This is a genomic window from Streptomyces sp. DS1-CR2 (assembly GCF_055760475.1).
In genome coordinates this window covers 6,457,663-6,477,270 of the sequence record NZ_CM147085.1, presented here as the reverse complement: position 1 = coordinate 6,477,270, position 19,608 = coordinate 6,457,663, and the positions used below count along the sequence as shown (strand labels likewise).

17 protein-coding genes and 1 pseudogene are annotated in these 19,608 nt (G+C 69.8%); 8 read left to right on the top strand and 10 right to left on the bottom strand.

Annotated features, from left to right (window positions below):
• Nucleotides 1-40 precede the first annotated feature (40 nt).
• The gene (locus ACY0PA_RS30710; RefSeq protein WP_473080753.1) at nt 41-2,497 is read left to right on the top strand and encodes a DNA gyrase/topoisomerase IV subunit A; all 2,457 of its coding nucleotides are present in this window, start codon (nt 41-43) and stop codon (nt 2,495-2,497) included.
• Here the strand turns inward: ACY0PA_RS30710 and ACY0PA_RS30705 are convergent.
• Nucleotides 2,494-3,615, bottom strand: coding sequence for a CobW family GTP-binding protein (locus tag ACY0PA_RS30705; RefSeq protein WP_473080752.1), 1,122 nt, complete (start codon nt 3,613-3,615; stop codon nt 2,494-2,496). The two genes, ACY0PA_RS30710 and ACY0PA_RS30705, sit on opposite strands and share 4 nt — an antisense overlap.
• A gap of 334 nt (nt 3,616-3,949) precedes the next feature.
• On the opposite strand from ACY0PA_RS30705, the gene ACY0PA_RS30700 reads away from it, so the two are divergent.
• Nucleotides 3,950-4,501 (top strand): DUF6082 family protein, encoded by a 552-nt coding sequence (locus ACY0PA_RS30700; protein ID WP_473080751.1) that lies wholly within the window; start codon nt 3,950-3,952, stop codon nt 4,499-4,501.
• A 159-nt stretch (nt 4,502-4,660) separates the two neighbouring features.
• Complete coding sequence (locus ACY0PA_RS30695) at nt 4,661-4,897, top strand: hypothetical protein (protein ID WP_473080750.1); 237 nt, start codon at nt 4,661-4,663, stop codon at nt 4,895-4,897.
• 51 nt (nt 4,898-4,948) lie between these two features.
• On the opposite strand, the gene ACY0PA_RS30690 is transcribed toward ACY0PA_RS30695, so the two are convergent.
• Entirely contained in the window at nt 4,949-6,115 is a 1,167-nt protein-coding gene (locus ACY0PA_RS30690) for a citrate synthase/methylcitrate synthase (RefSeq protein WP_473080749.1), read from the bottom strand.
• A gap of 98 nt (nt 6,116-6,213) precedes the next feature.
• Here ACY0PA_RS30690 and ACY0PA_RS30685 point away from each other — a divergent pair, with 98 nt between their 5' ends.
• The 4 genes from ACY0PA_RS30685 to ACY0PA_RS30670 all read left to right on the top strand — a co-directional run bounded on the left by ACY0PA_RS30685 (nt 6,214) and on the right by ACY0PA_RS30670 (nt 10,979).
• Nucleotides 6,214-7,494 (top strand): citrate synthase, encoded by a 1,281-nt coding sequence (locus ACY0PA_RS30685; RefSeq protein WP_473080748.1) that lies wholly within the window; start codon nt 6,214-6,216, stop codon nt 7,492-7,494.
• Between the two features lie 16 nt (nt 7,495-7,510).
• Nucleotides 7,511-8,464: a sucrase ferredoxin gene (locus ACY0PA_RS30680; RefSeq protein ID WP_473080747.1), complete on the top strand. Its 954-nt coding sequence runs from the start codon at nt 7,511-7,513 to the stop codon at nt 8,462-8,464.
• Between the two features lie 128 nt (nt 8,465-8,592).
• Entirely contained in the window at nt 8,593-10,302 is a 1,710-nt protein-coding gene (locus ACY0PA_RS30675; protein ID WP_473080746.1) for a sensor histidine kinase, read from the top strand.
• Entirely contained in the window at nt 10,299-10,979 is a 681-nt protein-coding gene (locus ACY0PA_RS30670; RefSeq protein ID WP_100591139.1) for a response regulator, read from the top strand. The genes ACY0PA_RS30675 and ACY0PA_RS30670 overlap by 4 nt, the downstream gene beginning before the upstream one ends.
• A 24-nt stretch (nt 10,980-11,003) precedes the next feature.
• Here the strand turns inward: ACY0PA_RS30670 and ACY0PA_RS30665 are convergent, their stop codons facing one another.
• The 3 genes from ACY0PA_RS30665 to ACY0PA_RS30655 form a co-directional block, all read right to left on the bottom strand.
• Entirely contained in the window at nt 11,004-12,062 is a 1,059-nt protein-coding gene (locus ACY0PA_RS30665; RefSeq protein WP_473080745.1) for an ABC transporter substrate-binding protein, read from the bottom strand.
• Nucleotides 12,063-12,166: 104 nt separating this feature from the next.
• Nucleotides 12,167-13,030: an ABC transporter permease gene (locus ACY0PA_RS30660; RefSeq protein WP_473080744.1), complete on the bottom strand. Its 864-nt coding sequence runs from the start codon at nt 13,028-13,030 to the stop codon at nt 12,167-12,169.
• A complete protein-coding gene (locus ACY0PA_RS30655; RefSeq protein ID WP_473080743.1) occupies nt 13,020-13,835 on the bottom strand; it encodes an ABC transporter ATP-binding protein in 816 nt (271 codons plus the stop codon). The genes ACY0PA_RS30660 and ACY0PA_RS30655 overlap by 11 nt, the downstream gene beginning before the upstream one ends.
• A gap of 160 nt (nt 13,836-13,995) precedes the next feature.
• On the opposite strand from ACY0PA_RS30655, the gene ACY0PA_RS30650 reads away from it, so the two are divergent.
• Nucleotides 13,996-14,688, top strand: a complete 693-nt coding sequence (locus ACY0PA_RS30650; protein ID WP_473080742.1) for a response regulator — start codon at nt 13,996-13,998, stop codon at nt 14,686-14,688.
• Between the two features lie 81 nt (nt 14,689-14,769).
• Here the strand turns inward: ACY0PA_RS30650 and ACY0PA_RS30645 are convergent, their stop codons facing one another.
• The 5 genes and pseudogenes from ACY0PA_RS30645 to ACY0PA_RS30625 form a co-directional block, all read right to left on the bottom strand.
• Nucleotides 14,770-16,362 (bottom strand): solute symporter family protein, encoded by a 1,593-nt coding sequence (locus tag ACY0PA_RS30645; RefSeq protein WP_473080741.1) that lies wholly within the window; start codon nt 16,360-16,362, stop codon nt 14,770-14,772.
• On the bottom strand, nt 16,359-16,856 hold the full coding sequence (locus ACY0PA_RS30640) for a DUF485 domain-containing protein (RefSeq protein WP_473080740.1): 498 nt from the start codon (nt 16,854-16,856) through the stop codon (nt 16,359-16,361). Before ACY0PA_RS30640 ends, ACY0PA_RS30645 begins: the two co-directional genes overlap by 4 nt.
• Nucleotides 16,857-16,963: 107 nt before the next feature.
• Nucleotides 16,964-17,562 (bottom strand): annotated as a pseudogene (locus ACY0PA_RS30635) (response regulator).
• A 194-nt stretch (nt 17,563-17,756) separates the two neighbouring features.
• Entirely contained in the window at nt 17,757-18,911 is a 1,155-nt protein-coding gene (locus ACY0PA_RS30630; protein WP_473080739.1) for a sensor histidine kinase, read from the bottom strand.
• Nucleotides 18,908-19,432, bottom strand: a complete 525-nt coding sequence (locus tag ACY0PA_RS30625) for a DUF1453 domain-containing protein (protein ID WP_473080738.1) — start codon at nt 19,430-19,432, stop codon at nt 18,908-18,910. The genes ACY0PA_RS30630 and ACY0PA_RS30625 overlap by 4 nt, the downstream gene beginning before the upstream one ends.
• Nucleotides 19,433-19,608 lie beyond the last annotated feature (176 nt).

Sequence of the window (19,608 nt, the reverse complement as noted above, 5' to 3'; positions counted from 1 at the left end):
TACATGCCCCGGCAGCATCTGTGAAGGAGCCGCAGCAGCGATGGCCCGCCGCAGCACGAAGACCCCGCCTCCCGACGACTTCGAGGAGCGGATCCTCGACATCGACGTTGTCGACGAAATGCAGGGCTCCTTCCTCGAGTACGCGTACTCGGTGATCTACTCCCGGGCCCTGCCGGACGCCCGTGACGGCATGAAGCCCGTGCACCGGCGCATCGTTTACCAGATGAACGAGATGGGCCTGCGCCCCGACCGCGGCTACGTGAAGTGCGCCCGCGTCGTCGGCGAGGTCATGGGTAAGTTGCACCCGCACGGAGACGCGTCGATCTACGACGCCCTGGTGCGGCTCGCCCAGCCGTTCTCGATGCGCCTCCCCTTGGTCGACGGCCACGGGAACTTCGGCTCCCTGGGGAACGACGACCCGCCGGCCGCCATGCGGTACACCGAGTGCCGGATGGCCCCGGCGACGTCGCTGATGACGGAGTCGATCGACGAGAACACGGTCGACTTCGGGCCGAACTACGACGGCCAGGAGCGGGAGCCCGCCGTCCTGCCGGCCGCCTACCCGAACCTCCTGGTCAACGGCGCGTCCGGCATCGCCGTCGGTATGGCGACGAACATGCCGCCGCACAATCTCGGCGAGGTCATCGCCGCGGCGCGCCACCTGATCAGGCACCCGGGCGCCGACCTCGAGACGCTCATGAAGTTCGTCCCGGGCCCCGACCTGCCGACGGGCGGCCGGATCGTCGGCCTGTCCGGCATCAAGGACGCCTACGAGTCGGGCCGCGGCACCTTCAAGATCCGCGCCACGGTCTCCGTGGAGGACGTGACGGCGCGCCGCAAGGGCCTCGTCGTCACCGAACTGCCCTTCGCGGTGGGCCCCGAGAAGGTCATCGCGAAGATCAAGGACCTGGTCGGCTCGAAGAAGCTCCAGGGCATCGCGGACGTCAAGGACCTCACCGACCGCCAGCACGGCCTGCGCCTGGTCATCGAGATCAAGAACGGCTTCGTGCCGGAGGCCGTCCTCGAGCAGCTCTACAAGCTGACGCCGATGGAGGAGTCCTTCGGTATCAACAATGTGGCGCTGGTCGACGGCCAGCCCTTGACCCTCGGCCTCAAGGAGCTCCTGGAGGTCTATCTCGACCACCGCTTCGAGGTCGTGCGCCGCCGCAGCGAGTTCCGCCGTACGAAGAAACGGGACCGGCTGCACCTGGTCGAGGGCCTCCTCGTCGCGCTGGTGGACATCGACGAGGTCATCCGCCTCATCCGCTCCAGCGACAACTCCGCACAGGCGAAGGAGCGCCTGATGGAGCGCTTCTCGCTGAGCGAGATCCAGACGCAGTACATCCTGGACACTCCGCTGCGCCGTCTCACCAGGTTCGACCGCATCGAGCTGGAGACGGAGCGCGACCGGCTCAACGGCGAGATCGACGAGCTGACCGGGATCCTCGACTCCGACGCCGAGCTGCGCAAGCTCGTCTCGTCCGAACTGGCGGCGGTGGCAAAGAAGTTCGGCACCGAGCGCCGCACCGTCCTCCTGGAGTCGGCGGGCACGACGGTCGCCGCTGTGCCCCTCCAGGTCGCCGACGACCCGTGCCGCGTGCTCCTGTCGTCCACGGGCCTGCTCGCGCGCACGGCGAACGCCGAACCGTTCGAGGACGACGAGGACGCCAGGCGCACCAAGCACGACGTGATCGTCTCCGCGGTGCCGGCGACGGCACGCGGCGAGATCGGGGCGATCACGTCCACGGGGCGCCTGCTGCGGCTCAACGTCATCGACCTGCCGCAGCTCCCGGAGACGGTCTCGGCGCCGAACCTCTCCGGGGGCGCGCCTGTCACGGAGTTCCTGTCGTCCCTGGAGGCGGACGAGAAGGTGGTCTGTCTGACCACCCTCGACGAGTCCTCGCCCGGCCTCGCGATCGGCACCGAGCAGGGCGTGGTCAAGCGCGTCGTGCCCGACTACCCGACCAACAAGGACGAGTTGGAGGTCATCGGCCTGAGGGACGGTGACCGCATCGTCGGCGCCGTGGAGCTGCGCACCGGCGAGGAGGACCTCGTCTTCATCACGGACGACGCGCAGTTGCTCCGCTACCAGGCGTCGCAGGTACGTCCGCAGGGCCGGGCCGCGGGCGGTATGGCGGGCATCAAGCTGGCCGACGGCGCCAAGGTGATCTCGTTCACCGCCGTCGATCCGGCTGTGGACGCGATCGTCTTCACGGTGGCCGGGTCGCGCGGCACGCTCGACGACTCCGTCCAGACGACCGCGAAGCTCACCCCGTTCGACCAGTACCCGCGCAAGGGACGCGCCACGGGCGGCGTGCGCTGTCAGCGCTTCCTGAAGGGCGAGGACTGCCTGAGCCTGGGCTGGGCGGGCCCGACGCCGGCCCGCGCGGCGCAGAAGAACGGCACCCCGGCCGAGCTGCCCGAGGTCGACCCGCGCCGCGACGGCTCGGGCGTCTCCCTCGCGAAGACGGTCTCGGTGGTGGCGGGACCGGTCTAGCCCGCGTCGCTTTCCGCGTCGCTCGGCTCCTGTACGTATCTCAGGACGCCCCACATGCTGTGCTCGTCGGCATAGATGTGCGGGGCGTCCTGGGCGCAGGCGGTCAGTTCCTTGCTCAACCGCGGGGCGTCGATCCCGGCGCCGATGAGGACGAGCCGGCTGAGGCGCGGCTCCCCTGGAGCCCAGGGCTCCGGCGAGAACCGCAGGAACCGCCCGACGGCGTGCACGGTGTACTTGTTGCGCGCGTCGGCCGCACCGAAGTCGACGTACCCCTTGATGCGGTAGAGCCCTTCGGGCCTGCTGTCGAGGAAAGCCATCAACCGGCGTGGATCGAGCGGCACTTCGGACTCGACGGAGACGCTGTCGTAGGCGGAGTGCAGATGGCCGTCGTGCTGGTCATGCTCGTCGTACTCGTCTCCGCCCGCACCGTCGCCGTCGTACCGGTGGAGGTCGTCGAACGACAACTGGCCGATCCGCTCGCGCGTCGGCCGGCGGTCGAAGAGGAACTCGGGGTCCACGCGCGCGTACGTCGCGGGAACGACTGCCGCGCCTCCGGCAAGCCCGCGCACGCGCTCCAGGACGCGCCGGTGCTCTGTCTCCGGGATCCGGTCGGCCTTGTTGACCACCACGAGGTCGGCGATGGCCAGATGCCGGTCGAGCTCGGGGTGCTGTTCCCGCGTCGCGTCGAACTCGACGGCGTCGACGACCTCGACCAGGCCGCCGTACACGATCCGCGGATTCTCGCTGGCGAGCACCATGCGCACGAGCTCCTGCGGCTCGGCGAGCCCGCTCGCCTCGATCACGATCACATCCATGCCATCGATGCCATTGCGGGCCGACGGCCGGGTGAGCCGGCCCAGGTACTCATCGAGCTCGCTCGCGTCGACGGCGCAGCACAGGCACCCGTTGCCGAGAGAGACGGTGGAGTCGCCGAGCTGCCCGGCGACGGCCATGGCATCGATCTCGATGGAGCCGAAGTCATTGACGATCGCACCGATCCGCGTGCCGCCGCCGTGGTGCAGCAGATGGTTCAGCAGGGTGGTCTTGCCGGAGCCCAGGAACCCGGCGAGCACGACGACCGGGATCTGCTGCGGAAGCTCCTGCCACGGCTGACTCAACGCGCGACCTCTCTCACACCGACGCGCACGCCGGTCTCATACCGACGCGCATACCGGCGTTCTTACGACGAATGAATGCCGCCCCAGGATACGAGCGCGTAGAAACACCGCGAAGTGAACGATTGTTAGCGTCGCGGGCTGGGCACACGACAGGCATGGCGCCCGGACGAGCGACCCCTGCTTCCCTCCGTGTGCCTCCTCTCCGCCTCCCCGCCGACCAGCGCCGCTCGGCACCCTGGGGGGGCGGCAAGCGCGCCGCCCACCGCTCGCCGGTCCTTTTCCCGTCGCCCCGCACCCGACGACCGGCGGACGGTCGCCTGATTCGGGGGTTGACATGGCCACACAAAGTAATGGGATACGCGCACTGAGTGCTGCCGCACTGGTGGGGTTCGCTCTCGGCGGGGCCACGCTGGCCCTCACCATGCAGCAACGCCGCGAGGAGTTGCTGCTCCGCGTCGAGCAGCTGGAGCGGGACGAAGTGGCGCAGCGCCGCAGGGCCCGGGCTCATCAGCAGCGCATGCACTGGGCGCTTCTGGTAAAGGCCATCGACGACCCTTCACTCGCGGCCGTGATCAACACGTACGGCACAGAGGTTCCCCTGGACAAGCTGCGCCAGTACTTCTACGCGAACGCCTGGTACGTCAATCTCTACCACCTGGACCAGGCTGGCCTCGTCGACCAGGAACAGATGCGCGGCCATCTCCGTGACCTGTTCCAGAGTTCGATCTTTCGCGAATACTGGCGGGCCAGTCGGTCCAACCGAGCTACCCTGCCTGACTCATCCGACGAAGCTCGACTCGGCCACCTCGCCGACCGTCTCCTCGAGGAACTCGAAGAAGCGGACACCGACGAGTGGTGGGTGATCGGAGATCCTCCGACATCTTGATCCTCGATCGTCAACGCGGTGCCACCTTTCACACGGACGAGGCATCCTCCAACTCCCCAAAGAAACCAAGCGTCGCGCGTCGCGGCACACAAGCCCCAAGGGTCGCATTAGCCTGTCGGCATCCTGCTGGAAGCAAGCCCCCCTAAGGACCGGTACCCCTTGAAGATCGTGCGCCGCATTGGTGTGCCTCCGCGCGAACGTGGCAGCGCCTCGGGCGCGAACTGCCCTGACGTATTCGAGCTGAGCGACGGCAATTTCGCCGTCATCGGCACCGAGGCCACCGCGGAGCTCGACAAAGAGCTCCCCGCAGACGCTTCACGCGCCGACTACGAACGCATCGTGATCGTCAGTCGCGAGACCCTGGTGCGCGCCAAGGCCGACATCCCGGACGCGTAGCCCCCTCCCTTACGGAGCCCGGTCCCCACGAGGGGCCGGGCTCCGGTGCGTTCAGGGCATCAACGGCACCGGCGCCGGAGCCGCCGGCCCCACGTAACGCGCCGCCGGGCGAATGATCTTTGAATCCTCCGCCTGCTCAAGGATGTTGGCGCTCCACCCCACCACCCGCGCAGCGGCGAAAGTGGGGGTGAACATCGTGCGCGGCAACCCGCACAGCTCCATGACCACGCCCGCGTAGAACTCCACGTTCGTGTGAAGTTCCCGCCCCGGCTTCAGCTCCGCGAGGATCGACTCCACATGGCGCTCGACCTCGACGGCGAACTCCACCATCGGCCCGCCGAACCCCTCGGCGATGCCCCGCAGCATCCGCGAGCGGGGGTCCTCCGTGCGGTAGACGGGGTGACCGAAGCCCATGATCCGGTCACCCGCGAGCACCCGCTCGCGGATCCACCCGTCGATCCGGTCCGGCGTGCCGATCGCGTCGAGCGTGTCGAGCGCGCGGCTCGGGGCGCCACCGTGCAGCGGCCCGGAGAGCGCCCCCACGGCGCCGACGAGACAGGCCGCGACATCGGCACCGGTCGATGTGATGACCCTCGCCGTGAACGTTGACGCATTGAACCCGTGATCAATGGTTGAGATCAGATACTGCTCGATGGCACGGGCGTGAGCGGGCTCCGGCTCCGAACCCGTCAGCATGTAGAGGTAGTTGGCCGCGTACGACAGGTCGTCGCGCGGCTCGACCGGTTCGAGCCCGTCGCCGAGCCGGTAGAGCGCCGTGAGCAGCGTCGGCACGACCGCCGCGGCGGCCAGCGCGTCGTCGCGCCTGCGCCCGTCGTCGACGTCGTACACGGGGCGGAAGCCCTTCGAGGCACCGAAGAGCGACAGAGCGCTGCGCAGCCCGGCGAGTGGGCCGGAGAGCGCTCCGGCTCGGGCGATCACAGGCAGCGCGGCCCACACGTCGTCGGGCAGCCTGCGCAGGGCGGCCGTACGCGTGGCGAAGGCCGCGGACTGCGCGGCGTCAGGCAGCTCGCCGTGGATCATCAGGTGCCATACGTCCTCGAAGCTGCGGGTCTGCGCGAGCTCGACGGCCGAGTACTGGCGGTAGTGGTAAAAGCCCTCACGCCCTCTGACGTCACCCAATTCGGTGTCGGTGACGACGACGCCCGCGAGCCCCCGCGGTACGTCGACAGGGGCGGCCGTGGTCCCGTTGATCGGCATGTTTCCTCCCTGGAATTGACTCGACTGTCCATGCTTGACTCAACGCCTGTCAATATTGATTGAATCAATACAAGCGATGCGGATATACGGTGGCGCGCATGACGGATCACGAACACGCACCCGCGCGGGAAGCCCGGCGGCTCAGCACCAAGGAGACGGCCGAACTGCTGGGCGTGAAGCCCGAGACCGTGTACGCGTACGTGAGCCGCGGTCAGCTCAGCAGCCGCCGGGCGGCGCCGGGCTCGCGCGGCAGCACGTTCGACGCGGCCGAGGTGGAGGCGCTCGCGCTGCGCAACAAGCGGGAACCCACGGCCGGTTCGGCCCCTGGCGAGCTCTCGGTGCGCACCCGCATCACGTTGATCGACGAGGACCGCTACTACTTCCGCGGGGTCGACGCGGCCGAGCTCGCCGCGCACCACAGCTACGAAGAGGTCGCCGAGTGGCTGTGGACGGGGGTGCTGCGGCCAGGGATCCGGTTCACCGCCCCCCGGCAGTCCCTCGCCGCGGCCCGGCGCGCCGTGGGGGCACTGCCGGAACACAGCGGCCCTGTCGACCGTCTGCGGGTCGCCGCGGTCGCCGCCGCCGTCGCCGACCCACTGCGCTACGACCTCTCCGAAGAGGCCGTACTCGGCACGGCCCGCACCCTCATCCCGACCCTGGTGACCGCCCTGCCACCCGTACGGCACACGCACCGCGACGGCGGGCCGCTCGCACAGCGCCTGTGGGGCCGCCTCTCCGGACGCGAACCCGACGATCCGTCACTGCGCGTACTGGACACGGCACTTGGGCTCCTCGTCGACCACGACCTCGCCGCGTCGACGCTCGCCGTCCGGGTCGCCGCGTCGGCGCGCGCGCACGCGTACGCGGCGGTGTCCGCGGGCCTCGGCGTCCTGGAGGGACCGCTCCACGGCGCCGCCAGCGGACTCGCGCACCGCATGCTCCTTGAGGTCCTCGACCGCGGCAGTGCGGCCCCTGTGGTGGCGGATGAACTGCGTGCCGGGCGCCGCGTCCCGGGCCTCGGCCACCGCCTGTACAAGGGCGAGGACCCGCGCGCCCAGGCCCTGTTCGCCCTCCTGGAAGAGATCCCGCAGGTCCACCCGGCCCTCGCCGCGGCCCGCGACGTCGTGGCGACGACGGCCCGCCACACCGACCTGCACGCCAATGTGGACCTCGCCCTCGCGGTCTTCACCGTCTCGTGCGGCATGCCCGCCGAGGCGGGCGAGACCGTCTTCGCGGTGGCCCGGACAGCGGGCTGGATCGCGCACGCCCTGGAGGAGTACGACGAGCGCCCGCTGCGGATGCGGCCGAGCGGCCAGTACGTGGGACGACGCCCGCCTCAGCCGCTGCCCGCGCCCGAAGCCCCATTGCCGGCCAAGTGAGGTTAGGCTCCCCTTCGTGAGTACGTGTACGACCGCCTCGCAGGACCTGAACGAGCCTCTCGCGGGGACCGCCGCCACCGCGCGCACCTGGCTGCTGATCGAGCAGCCGGGCCCCTGGGGTGTGAAGGCGCTGACGTCCAGCCATCTGGACCCGGAGCTCGGCAGGGCCCTGGAGGCGGCCGCGGAGGGGACCGGCGTACGCGTCGCCCTCATCCGGCGCCCGGGCCGGCACGCCGACTTCCATGCCGCCACCCGGCGACATGTGTATGTGGCCCACACCATCCCGGGAAACACCTGGCTGCGCGGCACCATGACCGAGTCTCCACAGGACTTGCTCGCCCTCGACTTCGTAGCCCTCGGAGCGGGTGATCACCGCGGTTTCGGCACGCCGCACGAGGGCGCGCCGCTCGCCCTCGTCTGCACCAATGGCAAGCGCGACCGCTGCTGCGCCCTCCTGGGCCGGCCTCTGGCCGCCGACCTCGCCGCGTCCGGGCAGGACGGCATCTGGGAGGTCACCCACCTCGGCGGCCACCGCTTCTCCCCCACGCTCCTCGTCCTGCCCTACGGGTACGCGTACGGCCGTGCCGACGCCTCGCACGTCAGGGACGCCCTCGACGCGGTACGGGTCGGCCGGATCGCCACCGACGGGTGCCGCGGGAACTCCGCGTGGGAGCGGCCCGGTCAGGCCGCCGAGCTCGCCGTGCGCACGTCTGCGGGAATCGATGACGCAGGAGTGCTGAGTGTCGTGGGCACGAAGGGCGTGGCGCAGGGACCCGTGGCTCCGCTCTGGGAGGTGACCGTCGCGCACACGGACGGCCGCCGCTGGCACGTCACCGTCGCGCAGAGCGCTTCGCAGCCGCCCCGCCCCGAAAGCTGCGGTGCCGCACTGGGCACTCCGGCGCGCATGGACGTACTCGCGGTGGACGAGACCACGCCCGTCGTCACAGGCCCCCTCAGCGCGAGCGGCTGACCCGGCGAGGCGCGCCCCGCAACGGCGCACTCGCGGCACGCCCCACCCCGTACGGGGAGCATCCCAGGTCGCGAGATACCCGCCACATCGCTACGGACTAGCCCGCTCGCCCCCTTACCGTTCTTCGTATGAGCCCCACTCCCCCCACGCGCCGGCTGCGCTTCGGCCTGCCACGACGCGTCTTCGCGCAGGTGCTGCTGATGCAGGTGGCGATCGCCGCCGGCGTGGCCGTGCTCGCGACGGGGCTCTTCCTCGCGCCGCTCAGCGACCAGCTCGACGACCAGGCGATGCGCCGCGCGCTCGCCATCGCGCAGACCACCGCGGCCCAGCCGAGCATCGCCGAGGACCTGCGTCATTCACGTCCCACGGTCGACGGTCCCGTCCAGCGGGAGGCCGAGCGGATCCGCCGGGCCAGTGGCGCCGAGTACGTAGTGATCATGAACAAGGAAGGCGTCCGCTGGTCCCACACGGATCCGGGCGAGGTCGGCAGGATCGTCTCCACGGACCCCAGCGAGGCGCTCGCGGGCCACGAGGTCATGGAGATCGACAGCGGCACCCTGGGCCGCTCCGCGCGCGGGAAGGTTCCCCTGCGCGACGCACGGGGCGACATCGTCGGGGCCGTCTCCGTCGGCATCGAGTACGACAGCGTCAGGGCGCGGCTCATCCACGCCATTCCGGGTCTGTTCGCGTACGCGGGCGGCGCCCTCGCGGTGGGCGCGCTGGCCGCCTACCTGATCTCGCGCCGGGTCCAGCGGCAGACCCGTGACCTGGCGTTCTCCGATATTTCGGGGCTGCTGTCGGAGCGCGAGGCCATGTTGCACGGCATTCGCGAAGGCGTCGTCGCCCTGGACCGGAGCGGCCGGATCCGGCTGCTCAACGACGAGGCCCACCGGCTCCTGGGCATCGGCGACGAGGTGATCGGGCAGTCGCTCGACGACGCCCTGGGCCCGGGTCGTACGACTGATGTGCTGGCGGGCCGGGCCACGGGCACGGATCTCGTGACCGTCCGCGGACAGCGCGTCCTGATCGCCAACCGCATGCCCACGGACGACGGCGGCGCCGTCGCCACCCTCCGGGACCGCACCGAGCTGGAGCAGCTCGGCCGCGAGCTCGACTCGACGCGCGGCCTGATCGACGCCCTGCGCGCCCAGGACCACGAGCACGCCAACCGCATGCACACGCTGCTCGGCCTGCTCGAACTGGAGATGTTCGACGACGCCGTCGAGTTCGTCGGCGAGGTGGTGGGCGACCACAGGGCGACCGCGGAACAGGTGACCGAGAAGGTGCACGATCCGCTGCTCGCGGCGCTCCTGGTCGGCAAGGCTACGGTGGCCGCGGAGCGCGGAGTCGCCCTGTGGATCTCCGACAGGACACTCCTCCCCGACCGGTTGATCGACCCGCGGGGACTCGTCACGATCGTCGGGAATCTGGTCGACAACGCGGTGGACGCGGTCGCGGGCACCCCCCACGCGCGCGTGGAGGTCGATGTACGGGCGACCGACGACCACACAGTGGAGTTGCGGGTGCGCGACACGGGACCCGGCATCCCCGCCGCCCGACGGGAGTTGATCTTCACGGAGGGGTGGTCCACCAAGAAGCTGCCCTCCCACGGGAAGCGCGGCATCGGCCTGCCCCTCGTGCGCCGGCTCGCGGAACGGCAGGGCGGCAGCGTCGACGTCGGCGAACCGGACGGCGGGGGCGCCGAGTTCACCGTCGTCCTGCCCGAGGCGCTCACGGATCCGGGCCTCGCGCAGGACGCCACCGAAGCACCCACGACCACCACGGCCGACACCGTCGCCGATGCCATGGCCACCCCCACGAAGGAGGACCCGCGATGATCGAAGTGCTGGTCGTGGACGACGACATCCGCGTCGCGCGCGTGAACGCGGCCTACGTGCAGAAGGTGGCGGGCTTCCGCGTGGTCGCCGAGGCACATAGCTCGGCCGAGGCACTGCGCGAGGTGGAGGCCCGGCCGCAGATCGACCTGATCCTCATGGACCACTACCTGCCGGACGAGACGGGTCTGGCGACCGTTCAGGAGATCCGGCGTCGCGGCCACCAGACCGACGTGATCATGGTGACGGCGGCGCGAGACGTCTCCACCGTGCAGGCCGCCATGCGACTCGGGGCGCTGCAGTACCTGGTCAAGCCGTTCGCGTTCGCGGGTCTGCGCGCCAAGCTGGAGGCGTACGCGGGGCTGCGCCGCACCCTGGACGGTGGCGGCGAGGCCGAACAGGCCCAGGTCGACCGGATCTTCGGCGCCCTCTCGGCCGACACCGAGCCGGACCTCCCGAAGGGGCACTCCCTCAGCACGGCGGAGCTCGTCCGCAGGGCGCTGGTGGACGCAGAGGGCCCGCTCTCGGCGCAGGAGGTCGCCGACCGTACGGGGCTGAGCCGGCAGACGGCCCAGCGCTACCTGAAGCTCCTGGAACGCACCGGTCGGGCCGGCCTGACCCTCAAGTACGGCGATGCGGGCCGCCCGGAACACCGTTATGTCTGGGCGACCCGCACCTGAGCCACGTACATCGAGTTGACGTGGTCAGCCGGCGGCCTTGTCCACGAACTCGGTGGTGTAGGTCTTGCTCAGGTCGACCTTGGCGTTCTTGATGTTCGGGTTGAACGCCTTGAGCACACTCTCAACAGTCTCGGGGCCGTTCTTGGGCATCACGCCGTCCGTCGTGAACATCGGCAGCGTGGCCTTGATCGCCTCGGCGTACAGCTTCTTGTCGCCCTGCGAGTAGTCGGCCGGCATCTTGGCCGCGATCTCGTCGGCGCTGTGCGTGGACATCCACTTGAGCGTCTTCACGAACGCGTTGGCGAGCTTCTGGACCGTCGGCTTGTGGCTGTTGACCCAGTCGGTCTGCATGTAGAGGCTTGACGACGGGTACGGGCCGCCGAGCGCTTCCTGGGAGCCCTCCGGGGTCCGCATGTCGACGAGGACCTTGCCGAGCTTCTTGTCCAGGATCGTGGCGACGGTGGGGTCCGTCGTCATGCCGCCGTCGATGGCGCCCTTCTGGAGCGCGGAGACGAACGTCGGGCCGGCGCCGACGGCCACCGGCGAGAACTGGCTGGGCTGGACGCCGTTCTTGACCGCCAGGTACTTCGTGAGGAAGTCCGTCGAGGAGCCGAGACCCGTGATGCCGAGCTTCTTGCCCTTGAAGTCCTTGGGCGAGGAGATGGCCCCGGACGCCTTGTTGGAGACGATCTCCACCTCTCCGGGGGCGCGTGAGAACTGCACCACGGACTCGACGGCCTTGCCCTTCACCTGTAGATCGAGGGTGTGGTCGTAGAAGCCGACGGCCCCCTGGACCTGGCCGGAGACGAGCGCCGTCTCGGCCTGGACACCCGCGGGCTCGCTCAGAAGTTGGACATTCAAACCCTCATCCTTGAAGTAGCCGAGCCGGTCCGTGAGCATCGCCGGCATGTAGATGACCTTGTCCAGGCCGCCGACCATGATCTTGACGTGCTCTCCCTTCCCGTCCGCCTTCTTGCCGGAGCCGGTGCTCGTACTGGCGGCGTCGTTGGCGCACGCCGTGAGCGAGGAGAGGGCGAGCAGGCCGGTCGCTGCGAGGGCACAGAGCCGCGCGGTGTTACGCATGGTGGTTCACGTCCTTGTGAAGAGACTGAAGAGAATGAAGAGGGCGGAGAGGGCGGAGCGAGCGGTACGGAGAAGCGCTCGTGACTCGCGACGAGCCGCGGTGGTCAGCTGTCCGAATCCGCCGGCTTCCAGCGGAAGATGCGGCGCTCGGCAAAGGTGAGCAGCCCCTCGGCCAGCAGGGCCACGACGGCCAGGATGACCATCGCCGCGTACACACCGGCCGCGTTGAACGTGCCCTGCGACTGCGCGACGAGCAGGCCGACGCCCTTGGTCGCGCCGATGTACTCGCCGACGATGGCGCCGATCAGTGCGAAGCCGAAGCTCACATGGAGGCTGGTGAAGATCCATGACGTGGCGGACGGGATGACGACCTGAAGCGTCACACGGCGGTCGCTGGCGCCGAGGATGCGGGCATTGGCGACCAGGTTCCGGTCGACCTCACGGGCTCCCTGGAAGGCGTTGAAGAACACCGGGAAGAACACCAGGACCACGGCGGAGGCCACCTTCGAGGCCGGGCCGAGGCCGAACCAGATCACGAAGATCGGGGCGAGCACGATCCTCGGGATCGAGTTGAGGACCTTGATGTACGGGCCGAGGACGTCGGCGAGGAAGGTGATGCGCCCGAGCGCGATACCGAAGACGACACCGGCGATCACACCGATGATCCAGCCGACGAGCGCTTCGTAGAGCGTGAACCAGACCTGTTCGCCCAGCGACCCGAGCGCCGTGCCGTGGGTGGTCCACGTCCAGATCTGGTCCCAGATCTTCGACGGCATCGAGAAGTTGAACGGGTCGATGACCGCGGCGCGCGCGAGCACCTCCCAGAGGCCGAGGACGGCGACGAGGAGCAGGACCCGGGCGCTGCCGATCAGTACCTTGCGCCGGCGGGCGGCGCGGGCCTTGGTGACGGCACGTCCCGGCTTGGCGGTCTCGGTGGCGGGCAGGGCGGTGACGGCATCAGGCGACATCGGCGGCACCCCTCTCGCGCGTGATGCGGACCTCTTCGCCCAGGGACTCCCAGATCTCGCGGTAGATCTCGATGAACTCGGGCAGCAGGCGTACCGATTCGACCTTGCGGGGGCGCGGCAGGCCGATGTCGAAGACCTGCTTCACGGTGGCCGGGCCCGCGGTCATGACGACGACCTTGTCGGCCAGCGCGATGGACTCCTCCAGGTCGTGGGTGACGAAGACGACCGAGGCGCCCGTCCCCTCCCACAGCTCCAGGAGCTCGTCCGACATCAGGGCCCTGGTCTGCACGTCGAGCGCCGAGAACGGCTCGTCCATGAGCAGGATCTCGGGGTCGTTGACGAACGTGGCGGCGAGCGCGACCCGCTTGCGCTGGCCTCCGGAGAGCTGGTGCGGGTAGCGGTCCTCGAAGGAGGCGAGACCGACGCGCGCCAGCCACTCGCGGGCCTTGTCCTTCGCCTCGGCCTTCGGTACGCCGCGGAAGCGCGGACCGGCCATGACGTTGGACAGCACCGTTCGCCAGGGGAACGTCGCGTCCTGCTGGAACACGAATCCGACCTTGTCGCCGACTCCCTCGACGGGTTCGCCGGCCACCAGGACCTCGCCGTCGGTGGGTTCCTCCAGGCCGCTGACAAGGGTGAGGGTGGTCGACTTGCCGCAGCCCGTGGGGCCGACGACGGCCACGAACTCGCCGCGTCCGACGGTCAGATCGAGCTCCCTGACCGCGGTGTGCAGGCCGCCCGAAGGCGTCCTGAAGGTTTTGCTCGCGCCCCGCAGTTCGATGGCGGGGCCGGTGTCTGTGCTCATGGCCGGAAGGTAGATGTGACCTGGGACACCGCATCAGTCTTCTGGGCGCAAGGAGGACTTCTGCTTGCAAGAGGCTGTTGTGCTCGTTTTGCTCGCGCTACAACAGCTGAGCCGAAACACGGGCTTAACAGCTCGCCTGGGCTTGAGGGAGAGAGGCCCGATGATTGACGTCCTGGTCGTGGACGACGACTTCCGTGTCGCCGAGATCAACGCGAAGTACGTGGGAAAGGTTCCCGGCTTCCGGGTGGTGGCCCGCGCCCACAACGCCGCGCAGGCGCTGGCCGCCGTGGAGCGCCAGCGCATCGACCTCGTGCTGCTCGACCACTACCTGCCCGACATGACGGGCCTCGAACTCGCCCACCGGATGCGGGAGAACGGCCACAACACCGACGTCATCATGATCACCGCGGCGAGCGACGTCCTGACGGTGCAGGCGGCGATGCGCCAGGGAGCCCTGCACTACCTGGTGAAGCCGTTCACGTTCGCCGCGCTGCGTTCGCGGCTCGACTCGTACGCGGCGCTGCGCCGCACCGTGGACCGGGTCAGCGGCCGCGGCGCTGCGGGCCAGGAGCAGGTCGACCGGATTTTCGGTGCGCTACGGGCGCTGCCCATGCCCGCGTCGCCCGGCCTGCCGAGCGGTCAGTCGGAGCCGACCACGGATCTGATCTGCGATGTGCTGCACCGCGCCGACCATCCGCTGTCCGCCCACGAGGTGGCGGCTCAGACCGGCCTGAGCCGCTCCACGGCGCAGCGGTATCTGCGCCACATGGAACAGTCGGGCCGGCTCCACCTCTCGCTCAAGTACGGGGATACCGGGCGTCCGGAGCATCGCTATGTGTGGGTGGCGCCCTGAGGTGGCCGGCGGTGGCCCGACCTGACCTGAGCGCTCTGGGGCAGCCGCGCGGGAGCCGGCCACACCTGTGGGACGTGGTCCTCAGACGGCTCCCGCCCCGGTCAGCGCACGCACCTCCGTCTCCGCGTGCTTGGCCTCGTCCGGTGGCTCATGCGAGGTGACCGTGCCGAGCCAGCCCGCCAGGAAACCGAGGGGAATGGAGATGAGGCCGGGGTTCTCCAGCGGGAAGTACTGGAAGTCCACGCCGGTGAACAGCGACGTCTCGCTGCCTGACACGACCGGTGACAGGACCACCAGGACGAGGGCTGGCACGAGCCCTCCGTAGACGGACCACACGGCGCCGCGCGTGGTGAAGTTCCGCCAGAACAGGGAGTAGAGCAGTACGGGCAGATTCGCGGAGGCCGCCACGGCGAAGGCGAGGCCCACGAGGAACGCCACATTGAGGTCGCGGGCGAGCAGTCCCAGGGCGATCGCGACCACGCCGATCCCGGCGGCGGCGACGCGGGCCACGGCGACCTCGCTGCGCGGCTTGGCGTGGGGGCGGCGCAGGGACGCGTAGAGATCGTGGGCCACGGAGGCCGAGGAGGCGAGCGTGATCCCGGCGACGACGGCGAGGATCGTGGCGAAGGCGACGGCCGCGACGACGGCGAACAGAACCGTTCCACCTGTGGAGTCCGGACCGCCGCCCAGGTCGAGCGCGAGCAGCGGAACCGCCGTGTTCCCGGCCGCGTTCGAACCCCGCACGGCGTCGGATCCCACGATCGCCGCCGCACCGAAGCCGAGCACGATGGTCATCAGGTAGAAGCTGCCGATGAGTCCGATGGACCAGATGACCGAGCGGCGCGCGGCCCGCGCCGTCGGAACGGTGTAGAAGCGCGACAGGATGTGCGGCAGTCCGGCCGTGCCGAGCACGAGCGCAAGGCCCAGGCTGATGAAGTCGAGCCTCGCGGTCCAGTCGTCGCCGTACTTCAGACCGGGCGCGAGGAACGCGGCTCCGTGCCCGCTGCGCTGCGCCGCCGTACGCAGCAGCTGGTCGAAGTCCCCGTGGAAACGCACCAGGACGAGCACGGTCAGGGTGATCGCCCCGCCCATGAGCAGGACCGCCTTGACGATCTGGATCCAGGTGGTGGCCCGCATCCCTCCCAGCGACACATAGATGACCATGAGACCGCCGACGCCGACGACGGTCCACGCCTGAACGGCTCCGCCGGTGCTGCCGAGCAGCAGCGCGACCAGGCTGCCCGCACCCACCATCTGCGCCACCAGATAGAGAACGGACACCGTCACCGAGGAAGTTCCCGCCGCGATCCGTACGGGACGCTCTCGCATCCGGGCGGCGATGACGTCGGCGAGGGTGAACCGCCCGCAGTTGCGCACGAGTTCGGCGACCAGCAGCAGCACGACCAGCCAGGCCACGAGGAACCCGACCGAGTAGAGCAGGCCGTCGTATCCGAAGAGCGCGATCAGGCCAGAGATCCCGAGGAAGGAGGCGGCCGACATGTAGTCGCCCGCGATGGCGAACCCGTTCTCCATGGGCGAGAACAGCCGGCCGCCCGCGTAGAACTCCTCCGCCGATCCGTGCCTGTTGCGACTCACCCATGTGGTGATCGCCAGCGTGACGGCGACGAACACGCTGAACAGCAGCAGCGCCAGTGTCTGATGGTTCGCGGTCACCGCCGGCCAGCCTCGATCACTCGGGTCATCTCCTGGGTGTCCCAGCGCAGTTCGAGCGCCGCGCGGTCCCTTCGCAGCCGCGCGTGGCGCGAGTACAGCCACGTCAGCAGGAAGGTGCTCAGGAACTGCCCGAGCCCCGCCAGCATCGCCACATTCACCGCTCCCGCGACGGGCCTGCCCATCAGACCCGGGGCCGTCGTCGCCGCCAGGATGTACGCGAGGTACCAGGCGAAGAAGGCCGCGGCGGCCGGAATGACGAACCTCCGGTAGCGGCTACGTACTTCCTGGAAGGCCGCGCTGCGCTGCACCTCCAGATAGATCGCCGCCGCGCTCCGCTCCGGGGGGCCGGCCTGGGGAGGTACGGCCGGGGCCGGTGCCCCCGTGCCGTCCAACTCGCCCCAACCGGAGGCCAGCGCGTCGTACCAGGGATCGCCGAGAACACCGCGATCACCGGGCCGGGTCTGCGCCGCCTCGCTCCCGTCATGCTTCTCCACCGAACTCTCCTTGCCCGCAGGCCACTTAGGCCGCGAGCCCAAGGATGGGCAGAACGGGAAGATCCCGGACTCTTCTCACATCTCCCTTCACTCCATTAGGTGATGGCCTACCCCGGTGGCTGAACAAGGCCGTGCCGATAGGCATACCGCACCGCCTGAGCCCGGTCCTTGAGGCCGGTTTTGGCGAAGAGATTGTTGATGTGTGTCTTCACCGTCGCGGTGGAGACATGCAGGGCGCGGGCGATCTCCTGATTGGTGAGCCCCTCGGCGATGAGCCCCAGAACTTCGGCCTCTCGCGCGGTGATTCCGTCGGGCGGCTCCACTGGCGCGGGGGCCGGCGCCGGCTCCGAAAGACGCTCCAGAAGTCGGCGCTGGATCTTCGGGAAAGGCCCGCGTCCCCGGAGAGCACGTCCTCGACGGCCCGCACGATCTCGTCCCCGCCCGCATCCTTGGTCAGATAGCCGCGGGCTCCGGCCTTGAGCGCGGGGAACAGCGACTCGTCGTCCGCGTAGGTGGTCAGGATGACGACCTGGGTTCCGGGGTACTTCGATCGGATGCGCCGCGTCGCCTCCACCCCGTCACAGCGCGGCATGCGCAGGTCCATGAGGACGACGTCCGGGGCGAGTTGGGCAACCAGCGCGACGGCCTCGTCGCCGTCGCCGGCCGCTCCGACGACCTTGATGCCGGGCAGTAGCCCGAGCAGCATCACGATGCCTTCGCGCACGACCGTCTGGTCATCGGCGACCACCACTCTGGCGTCCCTACGCGCCGCACCGCCCCCTTGCGAACCTGCCGCGTCCGCCACGCCTGTTTGCGAACTTTCCGCGTCCGCACCGCCCCTTTGCGAACCTGCCGAGTCCGCCAGGCGATCCGTTCCGTTCGCCCCCGGGTCCGTCCCGCTCATGCGGGTACCTTCAGCTTCACTGCGAAACCCTCCTCGCACGGCCCTGCCACGAGCGTGCCGCCGAGCAGCTCCGCACGCTCCCTCATCCCCAACAGACCGTAGCCGGAGCCACTGACAGTGAGCTCCCCCGCCAGCGTGGCCGAGCCCGAATCCCTTACCTCAAGGGTCACTTCGGCGATGCCGTACTCCAGTCTCACCTGGGCCTTCGCGCCGGGCGCGTGCTTGCGTACGTTCGTCAGGGCCTCCTGGGCGACCCTGCGTACTGTCTGTGACGCCTCGACGGACAACGGCCGCCGCACCCCCTCCACCGAGACCGTCGCGCCGTCCGTGGCGACGAGTTCGCGCAGGAAGTCCTCGAGCGGGGTCATCTCTCCGCGCAGCGCCGAGAGTGCCTGGCGGGTCTCGGTGAGCCCATCGCGTGCCATGCCCCGGGCGGCGACGACGCGCTCGTGGATCTGGTCGAGATCCGCGCCCCGCTCGATGAGCAGACGTGCCGCTTCGAGGTGGACGAGCTGGGCGGAGAGGCTGTGGGCCAGCACGTCGTGGATCTCCCGCGCGATCCGGGCCCGCTCGGCCAGTGCGGCGGATTCCGCCTCCGCGGCGCGCGCGGCCCGTTCCTGCCGGAGCAGCCGCTGGGCACTTCCTCTGGCCTCCGCGTCGAGGCGCAGGACGTATCCCGCAAGGCAGAGCCCGATGGTGGTGACCGCTGTGGTGAACCATGCGTCGTTGTTCAGGACCGCGAACCCTGTGAGCGCGCCAGCCGTGAGAGGAATGGCCGCGACCAGGGGCAGCCGCTCAAGAGCGGTGACGGCGCAGCCGCACCAGAGGACGAGCGCCGGCCCTCTGAACCCCGTCTGCTCCGCCGCGAATGCCGCGCCCAGCAGGACGGCGAGCAGACCCACGGAGGGCCACAGCAGGTGTTCCAGCGTGGTCCGGAAGAACCCCCAGGCCGCGGCGCCGCAGGCGATGAGCGCGACCGGCGCCAGGGCAACGGTCCACCCGTGCACGCCACGCTCCGCTGCCGCGGTCCACACGAGAGCCGTGAGCGCGACCGCTCTCACGACGCGGGCAAGGACCCGCCGCGCCCGCGTGAGCCCTTCGCGGGAGAGCGCCTCCCGCGAGGGCCAGCTGGTCCAGGCTCCGGACGTCACACACGGTCCTTCCACGACGGCGCGGGCACGCCGGCACCGTACGCCCCGGCCCCCTGGGGTGCAGGCCGCAGGGACTGCGCACGCCAGATGAGGACTCCGGAGCGGACGAGCAGTGTGGCGGCCAGGGCAAGCATGAGCGCGGCGCTGCCCTGCTTGATACCGAAGGCCGCGCCGGCGGCGTAGAGACCGGCCCGTACGGCGATTCCGACGACCCAGACGGCGCCGCTGGCCTTGGTGCTCTTGCTCCACACGGTGCCGTCCTGCGCGGTCCAGATCCGGGTGGTCCAGGCCCAGCCGGCGCCGAGGGCGAGACCGACGAGCAGCTCAAGCCCTATGAGCGAGGCCGAGAGGGCCTGGTGGTGGGAGTCGAGGAGGTCCGGCTTGCGCAGCGCCATGAAGACGAGCACGGCGGACACGACCCACCAGCGCTTGTCCATGGTGATCCGCTGCGCCTTGAACTGACGGACGACCACCAGCACGACGACTGCGATGATCACCAGCACATTGGTGAGCCCGGACATGGCGGCCTCCGACTTTCCGTGACTTCGAGGATTTCGAGCGGTTCGAGAACTTCGCCTGCGACGCCGAACAGCGGCGTCGAGCAACGTCTTCGAAGTTACGGAAAAGGCCAGTTCACGGGATCGGAGCTGGGGTGGATCGTGGGTGGATCAGCCGGCTCCACCCACGGGTGGAGCCG

Bases quoted from the DNA above. Each gene is read 5' to 3' on its own strand.
- ACY0PA_RS30655 (WP_473080743.1), bottom strand. From the start codon at position 13,835: ATGAGCACAGACACCGGCCCCGCCATCGAACTGCGGGGCGCGAGCAAA.
- ACY0PA_RS30690 (WP_473080749.1), bottom strand. From the start codon at position 6,115: ATGCCGATCAACGGGACCACGGCCGCCCCTGTCGACGTACCGCGGGGG.
- ACY0PA_RS30675 (WP_473080746.1), top strand. From the start codon at position 8,593: ATGAGCCCCACTCCCCCCACGCGCCGGCTGCGCTTCGGCCTGCCACGA.
- ACY0PA_RS30700 (WP_473080751.1), top strand. From the start codon at position 3,950: ATGGCCACACAAAGTAATGGGATACGCGCACTGAGTGCTGCCGCACTG.
- ACY0PA_RS30625 (WP_473080738.1), bottom strand. From the start codon at position 19,432: ATGTCCGGGCTCACCAATGTGCTGGTGATCATCGCAGTCGTCGTGCTG.
- ACY0PA_RS30670 (WP_100591139.1), top strand. From the start codon at position 10,299: ATGATCGAAGTGCTGGTCGTGGACGACGACATCCGCGTCGCGCGCGTG.
- ACY0PA_RS30710 (WP_473080753.1), top strand. From the start codon at position 41: ATGGCCCGCCGCAGCACGAAGACCCCGCCTCCCGACGACTTCGAGGAG.
- ACY0PA_RS30685 (WP_473080748.1), top strand. From the start codon at position 6,214: ATGACGGATCACGAACACGCACCCGCGCGGGAAGCCCGGCGGCTCAGC.
- ACY0PA_RS30650 (WP_473080742.1), top strand. From the start codon at position 13,996: ATGATTGACGTCCTGGTCGTGGACGACGACTTCCGTGTCGCCGAGATC.
- ACY0PA_RS30665 (WP_473080745.1), bottom strand. From the start codon at position 12,062: ATGCGTAACACCGCGCGGCTCTGTGCCCTCGCAGCGACCGGCCTGCTC.
- ACY0PA_RS30660 (WP_473080744.1), bottom strand. From the start codon at position 13,030: ATGTCGCCTGATGCCGTCACCGCCCTGCCCGCCACCGAGACCGCCAAG.